The sequence below is a fragment of the Prosthecobacter sp. Pr1 genome (genome assembly GCF_057652315.1).
The window spans coordinates 49814-59886 of the sequence record NZ_JBYFBS010000030.1 but is presented as its reverse complement, the minus strand read 5'-3'; the positions used below and the strand labels follow the sequence as shown (position 1 = coordinate 59886).

The 10073-nt window shown below is 61.4% G+C and carries 12 protein-coding genes; all 12 read right to left on the bottom strand.

Annotated features, from left to right (window positions below):
• Positions 1-201: 201 nt before the first annotated feature.
• The 12 genes from AC24GY_RS28160 to AC24GY_RS28105 all read right to left on the bottom strand — a co-directional run bounded on the left by AC24GY_RS28160 (position 202) and on the right by AC24GY_RS28105 (position 9851).
• Entirely contained in the window at positions 202-999 is a 798-nt protein-coding gene (locus AC24GY_RS28160; RefSeq protein ID WP_422315162.1) for an ABC transporter permease, read from the bottom strand.
• Positions 996-1778: an ABC transporter ATP-binding protein gene (locus tag AC24GY_RS28155; RefSeq protein WP_487689879.1), complete on the bottom strand. Its 783-nt coding sequence runs from the start codon at positions 1776-1778 to the stop codon at positions 996-998. Before AC24GY_RS28155 ends, AC24GY_RS28160 begins: the two co-directional genes overlap by 4 nt.
• 376 nt (positions 1779-2154) lie before the next feature.
• A complete protein-coding gene (locus AC24GY_RS28150) occupies positions 2155-2352 on the bottom strand; it encodes an addiction module protein (RefSeq protein WP_487689876.1) in 198 nt (65 codons plus the stop codon).
• A 46-nt stretch (positions 2353-2398) separates the two neighbouring features.
• Positions 2399-3157, bottom strand: coding sequence for an inositol monophosphatase family protein (locus tag AC24GY_RS28145; RefSeq protein ID WP_487689874.1), 759 nt, complete (start codon positions 3155-3157; stop codon positions 2399-2401).
• Between the two features lie 27 nt (positions 3158-3184).
• On the bottom strand, positions 3185-3838 hold the full coding sequence (locus AC24GY_RS28140; RefSeq protein WP_487689871.1) for a phosphopantothenoylcysteine decarboxylase domain-containing protein: 654 nt from the start codon (positions 3836-3838) through the stop codon (positions 3185-3187).
• Positions 3839-4135: 297 nt separating this feature from the next.
• On the bottom strand, positions 4136-4825 hold the full coding sequence (locus AC24GY_RS28135) for an SDR family oxidoreductase (protein ID WP_487689868.1): 690 nt from the start codon (positions 4823-4825) through the stop codon (positions 4136-4138).
• Between the two features lie 12 nt (positions 4826-4837).
• Entirely contained in the window at positions 4838-5056 is a 219-nt protein-coding gene (locus AC24GY_RS28130) for a hypothetical protein (protein WP_487689865.1), read from the bottom strand.
• Positions 5057-5071: 15 nt separating this feature from the next.
• Positions 5072-5704 carry a hypothetical protein gene (locus tag AC24GY_RS28125; protein ID WP_487689861.1) on the bottom strand — a complete coding sequence of 211 codons (633 nt, stop codon included), beginning with the start codon at positions 5702-5704 and terminating at the stop codon, positions 5072-5074.
• 334 nt (positions 5705-6038) lie between these two features.
• Positions 6039-7652 carry a peptide chain release factor 3 gene (locus AC24GY_RS28120; RefSeq protein WP_487689858.1) on the bottom strand — a complete coding sequence of 538 codons (1614 nt, stop codon included), beginning with the start codon at positions 7650-7652 and terminating at the stop codon, positions 6039-6041.
• A gap of 235 nt (positions 7653-7887) precedes the next feature.
• Positions 7888-9003 carry a glutathionylspermidine synthase family protein gene (locus AC24GY_RS28115; protein ID WP_487689855.1) on the bottom strand — a complete coding sequence of 372 codons (1116 nt, stop codon included), beginning with the start codon at positions 9001-9003 and terminating at the stop codon, positions 7888-7890.
• Positions 9004-9010: 7 nt separating this feature from the next.
• A complete protein-coding gene (locus AC24GY_RS28110) occupies positions 9011-9592 on the bottom strand; it encodes a hypothetical protein (RefSeq protein ID WP_422319462.1) in 582 nt (193 codons plus the stop codon).
• Positions 9593-9608: 16 nt separating this feature from the next.
• Entirely contained in the window at positions 9609-9851 is a 243-nt protein-coding gene (locus tag AC24GY_RS28105; RefSeq protein ID WP_487689853.1) for a DUF350 domain-containing protein, read from the bottom strand.
• Between the last annotated feature and the right edge of the window lie 222 nt (positions 9852-10073).

Sequence of the window (10073 nt, the reverse complement as noted above, 5' to 3'; positions counted from 1 at the left end):
AAGGTCCTTTGGTGTGTGTGGGTGCTGTCGAGTGCCCTGGGATATGCGTGAGCTGACCGGCCTGCGGAAAGCGGTAGCTGCGCTCATTCTTCGCTGCGCAACCGCAGTCCAAATGGGGAGCGTTGCTTGCTGGTGCGGTGGCGTTGAGTCTTTCCGAGAACGCTCGTGCGGGCAGGAGTGCCCGCATCACTTCAATGCTCGCTACTGCGTAGCGAACTTGGTGAGGAGGCCGCGTTTGCGGGTGAGATTGAGGACCCAGACGAAGAGCCAGCCGGCGAGGGCGAGGTAGATGACATTGAGGCCTGCGGCGAGCCAGAGGTGGTTCCAGCTCATGGAGCCGGTTTTCATGACTTCGCGCATGCCTTCAAAGATGGGTGTGGCGGGGAAGAGCCAGGCGATGGGCTGTGACCAGGCGGGCATGTCTTCGACACGGTAGAAGACGCAGACGACGGGCTGGATGAAGAAGGGAACGGCCCAGGCGAGGGATTCGGCGGCCTGCCCCCAACGGAGGATGAGCGCGGTGGAGATCATGCCGAGGGCCCAGCCGAAGACCATGAGATTGAGGAAGAAGGGCACGAGCCACCACTGGAGCTGGAAGATGTTGAAGGAGTAGCCGATCCATGAGACGAAACTCATGACGACGCAGGTGATGAGGATGCGCAGGAAGCCGACGACGAAGGTGGAGCTGAGGTACTCTGCGGTGCGAACGGGTGCGACGAAGATGTTGAGGAGATTGCGGGTCCAGACGTCTTCGAGGAAGGAGATGGCGACGCCTTGCTGGGCGCGGAAGAGGATGTCCCAGAGGATCATCGCGCCGAGGAAGAAGAGAATGAAGCCGCCGAATTTTTCATCGCTGTTTTTCTGGATGAAGACGGTGACGTTGCCCCAGACGACGAGATCGACCAAGGGCCAGAACACGAGCTCCACCATGCGCATGGGTGTGCGGGAGTAGAGAAAGAGGTGGCGCATCACGAGTGCGCTGATGATGCGGAAATTCATGGGGCGGAATCTTTCTTGGGTTCGTCGAGGATTTCGCCGTCGCGGGCGATCTTGATGAAGACGTCCTCAAGATTGTCGCTGCTGGACTGGGCGACGATGTCCGCAGGGGTGCCTTCGCGGACGATCTTGCCTTTGTGGAGGAAGATGACGCGGTCGCAGACTTCCTCGATGTCGCGCATGTTGTGAGAGGTGTAGAGAATGGCGATGCTGCGCTCGCGCTGGACCTTGCGGATGACTTTGCGGACCTTGTCGGCGATGTCGGGATCGAGGCTGGCGGTGGGCTCGTCGAGCATCAGGAGCTCGGGGTCATTGAGGAAGGCTTTGACGAGATTGACGCGGGTGGACTCGCCTGCGGAGAGCTGGCCGGTGACGCGCTTGCTGAGGTGGGAGATTTCGAGGAGCTCCATGAGCTCGGCGATTTTCTTCTTGGGATTGGGCACGCCGTAGATGCGGGCGAAGACGCTGAGGTTTTGCCAGACGAGGAGATTGCCGGGGAGGGCTGTGTAGGCGGAGGAGAAATTGGAGCGCTGGAGGATGCTGATGCGGTTGGCCTGCAGGGGGAGGCCGAAGGCATTGAGCTCGCCTGAGGTCGGCAGGGTGAGGCCGAGGAGGCAGTTCATGGCGGTGGTCTTGCCGGCGCCGTTGGCGCCGAGGAGGCCGAGGACCTCGCCGCGATGGAGCTTGAAGCTGAAGCTGTCGAGCGCCTTCACGCCGTCGAACTCACGGGTGAGATCGATGGCTTCGAGGATGACTTCGCGGGTGTCGGGGGGGGCAGACATTGAGGTGTTAGTTCGCAGGGAGTGAGCAAATTGTCATGCTGGAAAAGATGAAACCTTGAGAGCGGAATCAGCTTGGGAGGGAGGGCGGAGCATTGTTCGAATACGGAGCCAATACGTGGCGGAACTTTTTGCAGACGCTGCTGGGGGCCGCTGTGTGTGGCGAAGGTGTGGGTTTGCTTCCCGGATTTGATGTCGGGTACCAGGGTAGCCTCGCTGAGGCTCGGCAACCCTTCGCTATGATGCGCAGCCCCTTTGGGGCTGGGGAATCACTGTCGTCGGGCTCGTCAATGCTCTTGGCTTTGGTGAGCAACTTCGATGGAGTTGGTGTGTGGCGGAGCGAAGTGGTGGCTGCGGGCGTCGGGATGAAGATCAAACGTCATGCTGAGCGGCGTCCGGCGGGAGACTGCTGAATTTCTGTGAACACCTGCTCGCCAGGAATAGTGCTGACACGGCTAGTACGGACGTCATCGATGCGACGCCGCACTTCTTGGGTCTGTTCAGCCTCCAGATCGGGGGGGATCTGGAAGGTGGGGATCAAGCTGTCCGTGAGCAGGGAGTCCATCGTGGGTGTCATGTGGTGAGAACAGTCCCTGGCTGGCGGAAAAACAAGGTGCGATGGTTTACAGGTACTCCTCGATGGGGAGCTTGCCGTTCGATGCGCAGATGAACATGGTGCCGGGCTTGGTGGTGCTGGGTTTGAGCATCACTTTGCCGCCGCCCATTTCGACCATGAGCTGGCCGGCGGCGATGTCCCAGAGGCTGATCTGTTCTTCGACGTAGGCATCGAGGCGGCCGGTGGCGATGTAGGCCATGGCGAGAGCGGCGCTGCCGAGCATGCGGGTCTTGCGGACTTCGTAGGCGATGCGCTTGTAGCGGTCAAAGCCGAGATCGAGGGCTTCCTTGCTCTTGGAGAATCCAACGGTGACGACGGCTTCGGACATTTTGGCGCGATCGCTGACGGCGATGGGTTTGCCGTTGAGATGGGTTTTTTCGCCGCGAATGACGGTCCAGGTTTCGTTCTGCATGGGGTCGAAGATGACGCCGATGAGGAGCTCTTTAGATTCGCGATTGCGGGCGGCGATGGAGACGCAGAAGTGCGGGATGCTGAAGAAGTAATTTACGGTGCCGTCGATGGGATCGACGATCCATTCGACGTCGCCATTGCCGCCGGTTTCGCCGCCTTCTTCGCCAAGGATGGCGTGGTCGGGGAAGCGGGCGAGGATCATGTCGGTGATGAGCTGCTGGCTGCGGACGTCGAGCTCGAGCTTGATGTCGTGGCGCTGCATTTCGTTGACGGTGAGATCGGAGCCGAAGTTGTCTTTGATGAGTTTGCCGGCGGCGTGGGCTGCTTCGGTGGCGGTGGCGAGGAGTTCGTTCACTGGGGGCTGGATGCTGGGGGCTTGATGCTAGATACTGGATGCCCGATGCTGGATCGCAGAGGTGATGGTCTGGATCAATTCGCGGGCGAGGGCGGTTTTTGACTGCCTGGGGAGGGGCATCGTTTGACCGCCGGGGAGGCAGAGGGTGACTTCGTTTTCCAGACTGTCAAACCCGATGCCCGATTGAGATACGTCGTTTGCGATGATGAGGTCGCAGCCTTTGCGGATAAGCTTGTCCTGGGCGTGGGCGATGAGGTTTTCGGTTTCCGCAGCGAAGCCGACGAGGAAGCCCTTGAAACCGAACTGGGAACGGACGGAGCCGAGGATGTCTTCGGTGCGTTCGAGCTGGAGTGTGAGGGTGTCGGCGGATTTTTTGATTTTTTGGGAGACGACCTGTGCGGGGCGGTAATCGGCCACGGCGGCGCTGAAGATGGCGGCGGCGCAGCCAGGGAGGTGGGTGCGGACGGCGTCGAACATTTCGCGGGCGGTTTCGATGCGGATGAGTTGGACGCCGGAAGGGGCGGGAATTGTCACGGGGCCGGAGATGAGGAGGACTTCGTGACCGGCGGCGTGGGCGGCTTCGGCGAGGGCGTAGCCCATGCGGCCGGAGGAGCGGTTGGAGAGGAAGCGCACGGGGTCGATGGGCTCGCGCGTGGGGCCGGCGGTGATGAGGAGGCGCATGGGGCGGGGACCTTTAGGGAAGCACTGATTTTACACCGCAGAGATTGGAACGCCGCAGAGATTTGATGAGGAAGGTGTTTCTTTCGGGGCTTGTGAATGAAGCGGCCGACGAGGGTGCTGCGCCGCTGAGGAAGGACAAAAAGGACGGAAGGGACTGAAAGGACGGCGGAGTTTGTGATGGGCGGATGGTTTGCGTCTATCCTGACTGAACGAAGGCGGGACGCCTCGAGCCGTTGACAGGCCGGAGGCCTATCCTCCGGGCGCGGGGCGCTTCGATCCGACTGGCAGACCTGAGGGCTATGCTCCGGGGACGGTGAGGGGCTTGCCGTTGTCTTTGGGGCCGAGTTTGATGAAGTAGGGGACGGCGCGTTTGGCCCAGGCTTCGGCGTCGGGGAAATCTCCCGCGCTGGAGCCGAAGGTGCTGCGGAGCATGTCGGTGTCGATGATGCCGGGGTTCATGGGGATGACGGCGACTTTGCCGCCGGTGTCCTGGGCGGTGGCCATGGAGAGGCCTTCGATGGCGTATTTGGTGGCGCAGTAGGGGGCGACGTCGGAGGCGGTGCAGCGGCCCCAGCCGGAGGAGAAGTTGACGATGACGCCGCTGCCGCGTTTGAGCATGGCGGGGAGGAGGTGGCGCATCATGGCGGCGGGGCCTTTGATGTTGATGTCGATGATGCGGCTGAAGTCTGCGGCGCTGGTTTCCCAGAGGGGGGCGTTGGGGGTGATGATGGCGGCGTTGTTGAGGACGAGGTCAGGGGCACCGAATTTTTCGAGGATGGTGGCGCAGAAGGCGGCGATGTCGGATTCGCGGGAGACGTCGCAGGTTTGGAAATGGTGCGGGGCGGGGAACTGGTGGGAGAGTTCGGCGATTTGAGCGGCGTTGCGGCCGCAGCCGGCGATTTGCCAGCCGGCTTTGATGAAGAGGGGGAGCATGGCGCGGCCGAGTCCGCGGGTGCAGCCGGTGATGACGACGGTTTTGGGGTTCATTTTCCCCAACCGTTATTTCTCGTCGGCGGAAGGATCGAAGGGCTTGTTGAAGGGAGGGCCGCGCTCGCCGTCGTAGGTTTCGCGGAGGTATTCGTCGCCTTCGCTTTTCTTGCGGCGGATGTTTTTGGGGGCCACGAGATTGCCCACTCGGCGGCGCTCGGCGCGGCCTGCCTGCCATTGTTCCCAAGTGACGATCCGCTCAGGGCGGATGGCTATCTTCGTGTCTGTCATGCGAAGAAGAATAAGCTATTTATCCTGATTTGCCAGTTCTGCTTCAACCTCGGTACGGACAGCGTTCAACTCGTCGGTACAGCGATATTTGGGAGACGCGGCCACTCGATAAGCCTCCTGCCAGTCAAAAGGCACGGCCTCTGACTTCGTGAGCACGGTGGTCATGAGTTTCTTGGCGCAAAGGTCATCATCTTCATTGTAGCCGCTGACCCATTTACGGGCGGCATAGATGCGTCCGACAAGAGCGTCCTCGACGGGGATCAGCAGCACACTTCCATTTGGGGTGAGGAACTTGGCGAAGGCTTTCTCTGCCACATAATCAATCTCGCCCAGCAGGTCGATCCAGAGGCCTTCGATGCCCCAGCTTTTACTGCCGCCGTGGGATTTGATGCCGGGGATTTGGTGCATGATTTCGACTCGTTGTTCATGCGTTGGCATGGTCCAATTGGCCCAGCAGATGTCGGTGTCGCCGGACATGTAGGCACCGTCGGTGTAGAACTCGATGGCGGAGCCGCCTACGACGACAGGTTCGAAGCCGCGTTCGCGGAAGAGTTCGGAGACGAGGCCGGCGAGGAGGAGGGACTTGGAGTTTAAGTCGGTCTCTTCGCGGACTAATTTGAGCGCGGCGGCGATTTCATCGGCGGTCATGCGAGAAGCATGGCGGATGAAGGCGCGGTGGGGCAACTCAAATTAGAGCTTCGCTTTATCGACTTCGTCCCAGGGGATCTCGGAGAGTTCGGCATTGGGGTTGCGGCGTTCGAAGTCGTTGATGGCCCATTGAGGATGCCGACGGTTTCATGGATTGTCGGAGTCTTTGGGTTATGCGGCCCCATTTTGACAGGATTTACATGATTGGAGGATTCACAAGATTTGCGCGGGCATGGTTTGAGAGTGTCGTTTCGAAACGCCGCCTTTTTATGCTGGGCGCGCAATCCTGCATCATCCTGAAATCTTGTTAATCCTGTCGTAAAACGTGGCCTGATCAGGCGGTCGCTTTCTTCTCCACTTCGTCCCATGGGATTTCGGAGAGTTCGGCGTTGGGGTTGCGGCGTTCGAAGTAGTTGATGGCCCATTGGTCGCTGAAGAAGACGACCCAGCGTTCGTCGCTGTCCTGGGCGGTGGTGACGCCGCCGGGGATGTCGAAGTCTTCGATGGCGCCGCCGTCTTTGGTGCGGACCCAGCGGAGGACGGTGTAGGGGGCGGTTTCGATGCGGCTCTGGGCGTTGTATTCGCTTTCGAGACGGAACTGGACGACTTCGAACTGGAGGGGGCCGACGGCGCCGAGGAGGGGGACGCGCTGACCTGCGTGGGGCTGGATGAACTGCTGCACGACGCCTTCGCTGAGGAGCTGCTCCAGGCCGTCGCGGAAGCGCTTGTAGTGGGCGGTGCTGGGGTTGTGGATGTAGGCGAAGACTTCGGGGGCGAAGCGGGGGATTTCGTCGAACTTGAGCTTGGGATCGGTGGCGAGGGTGTCGCCAATGCCGAAGCCGTGATTGCCGACGATGCCGACGACATCGCCTGCGTAGGCTTCATTTACTGTTTCGCGATCCTGGGCGAAGAGTTTTTGGGAGTTGGCGAGGCGGACGATTTTGCCGGTGCGGGTGTGGGTGACCTGCATGTCGCGTTCGAACTTGCCGCTGACGATGCGGACGAAGCTCATGCGGTCGCGATGGCGGGGGTCCATGTTGGCCTGGATCTTGAAGACGAAGCCGGAGAAGCCTTCATCGGTGGGCTCGATGACGCGGCCATCGGCAGCCATGCGGGGCTCGGGTGGCGGGGCGAGTTCCAGGAAACCGTCGAGGAGCATCTGCACGCCGAAGTTGTTGCTGGCGCTGCCGAAGAAGACGGGGGTGAGCTCGCCGCGATCGATCTTGGTGCGGTCGTAGGCGTGGCCTGCGCCGTCGAGCATTTCGAGCTCCATCTTGGCTTGTTCCAATGCTTCGGGGACGGTGTGCTTGGCGACGAATTCGTCATCGAGGCCGCCGACTTTTTCGGGGGCGCGGTAGGCGCCGTGAACGGTGCGTTCGAAGAGATGGACGTCGTTTTTACGGCGGTCATAAACGCCACGGAACTGCTGGCCGAGGCCGAGGGGCCAGTTGATGGCGCAGGCACCGATGCCGAGGACGGTTTCGAGTTCGTCGAGAAGGGTGAGGGGCTCGCGCGCGGGACGGTCGAGCTTGTTCATGAAGGTGAAGATGGGCACGCCACGGCGGCGGCAGACTTCGAAGAGCTTGCGGGTCTGGGCCTCGATGCCTTTGCCGGCGTCGATGACCATGATGGCGGCATCCACGGCGGTGAGGACGCGGTAGGTGTCTTCGGAGAAGTCTTTGTGACCGGGGGTGTCGAGGAGGTTCACGACGCTGCCTTTGTACTCGAACTGGAGGACGGTGGAGCTGACGGAAATGCCGCGCTGCTTTTCGAGCTCCATCCAGTCTGAGGTGGTGGCACGCTGGTTCTTGCGGGCAGTCACGGAACCCGCGAGCGCGACGGCGCCGCCGTAGAGGAGGAGCTTTTCGGTGAGCGTCGTTTTACCGGCGTCGGGGTGCGAAATGATCGCGAAGGAACGACGGCGGGCGATTTGGGCTTCGTGGGGCATGGGGGGCGGTTGTCATCGTCCAAGGCGGGGAAGGATGCAAGTGGAGTGGCGGGGGGCTTTCGAATGGAAAATGGCGAAAGCTGAAGGACGAAGGGAGTGGATGGAGGTGCGCGGAGAGGGATGGACAGGATTAACAAGATTACGGGATTAACAGGAGATGAGGTGACGGCACCGTGGCAGGGAGCTTTTTTTTGCCTGCGGTGCGTGCTTCGACCCGGATGGACCGGAGTTGGGGTTAGAAGCAGTGGGGGATGAAGCGGCTGGTGTTGGAGGTGATGAGGGAGGTGTCTTCGCGGATGCCGATGCCGGCGGGTTCGCCGCCGATGATCCAGGAGCCGATGACGGGATGGTTGCCGGAGAAGGTGACTTCGGGGTGCAGTTCCTGGTAGACCTTGGGCTGGGCGTGCCACGGGCCGTCGGTGCTTTCGAGCAGGCTGCCGTTTTGGATGAGGCGGACGTTGGTGCCTTCGCGGCTGAAGTAGGGCTTTTCCACGTGGTCGCGCATGCCGTCGGGTTTGAAGGAAGTGCGCAGGAGGTTGGGGTGGCCTTCGAACATTTCCCAGAGGAGGACGAGGAAGGCTTTGTTGCTCCAGAGCATTTTCCAGACGGGCTCCATGAAGCGCTGGCATCTGCCGGGGAGATGGCAGGAGAAGTCTTCGAGCCACATCCATTCCCACGGGTAGAGCTTGAAGAGAAGATCGAGCGGGCGGTCTTGATGGTCCACGAAGGTCTGCATGCCTTGGTTCCAGCCGAGATCTTCGACGGCGAGGTCGATGGTGCTTTTGCCTGACTGGCGGCAGGTGTCGATGAGGTAAAGCAGGGTGCGCCAGTCTTCTTCGGATTCGCGCTGGGCGCAGAAGTGGATCTGCTGCTGGGGCCAGGAGGGCCAGGAGGCGAGCAGCTTTTCGTGGATGGAATTGAACTGGTCGGCGTGGGGGCGGGTCTGCTGCAGCCACTGCCACTGCACGACTGAGGCCTCCAGCAGGCTGGTGGGGGTGTCGGCGTTGTATTCGAGCATTTTGGGCTCGCCGGAGCCGTCCCACATGAGGTCGAAGCGGCCGTAGAGGGAGAGATCATCGCGGTCCCAGGATTGAATGATTTCCTGCCAGGCCTGGGGAGAGATGGCGAGGCGGTCGCGCCAGTTGTCGCGGATGGCGCGCTCTGCGGCGGCGATGCTGATGCGCTGAAGCTCGGCGGTGGCCTGCTCCAGGCGGTCGATCTCGCGGCTGGTGAAGCGGTAGTGGGCGGATTCGTCCCAGTAGAGGTGGCCGTCGTTCGTGTGGAAGGTGAGGCCGAGGGCTTCGACCTGGGCCTGCCAGTCGGGGCGGGGTGATTCGGTGATGCGTTGCACGGAAGTATCAGGAGCCGGAGAAAAAGCCGGAGAAAGAGCCCGTGCGGCCGAAGCCGCCGCGAGTGGTGAAGGCGGAGCGGGTCGCGGTGGCCTGGCTCTGGGGGACGCCGACATGGACGGGTGCGCCAGCGGGCTGGCGGGTGTAGTCGTTACGGGTGCGCGGAGCAGTGCTGGGAGCGGTGGCGGCTCCGAGTGCCATGCCTAAACCCATGCCGAGGAGGCCGGGGCGATAATATGGGGAGGTGGAAGTGTAGGCCTGAGTGCTGTGATAACGCGACCAGGTGCCGCAGCGATAATAGCCCCAGCGCTGGTCGTAATGATCGTAGGGATAGGGAAACCATGCGGAGCAGGGCTGATGATAATAGCCGAGCTGGGGATCGTAGGCGTTGTGAGGAGGAATCTGGCCGGAGACGTCCTGACCGGCGACAAAGGGGGGCAGGCTGGCGCGCAAGGCGGGACTGAGGGCCTCCGGGGGCAGGATGGGATTGTCGTGAACATTCACGGGCTCGGCTTCGGTGAGACGATTGTAGCCCGTGACGCCCAGACCGACGCCAGCGAGCGTCAGGATGATGATGTTGCTGCGTTTCATGTGACGGAAGGGTGAATCAGCTGCTCATGGCGGCCGCGAGGATCAGTGACACGCCGATGATCACGCTGCCGGCGAGGATGGCTGCAGCGACGTTTTTGTGCTCGAAGATTTCGGCATGGAGATTGCCGGGGGTCAGCTTGTCGAAGAGCTTGTAGCCAGCGATGGCCATGAGGATGCCTGCGAAGCCGAAGACGATGAAAAGCTCCAGGCCGTGGTAGATTGAGTATTCGGCGAGGATGAGGGACGGGAGCAGAGGCATTGGCTGAGAGGGGATGATGGGTGGTCGGCGGAGAGGGCGGTGGGTTTGAGCCTATGAAAGAGCCGCAGAGTGAGGAAAGGGAAATTACAAGGCGGGTGGAATTTTGTTGGAGGGGAGTGTTGGCGAGAAAACTTCGAGTTTGCGGCAGGTCGTGCGAAAAGCCGGAAGGGATCCGCGCTGTGTGTGCCGAGGGGGGATTGCACGATGGAGGCTGCGATGTTG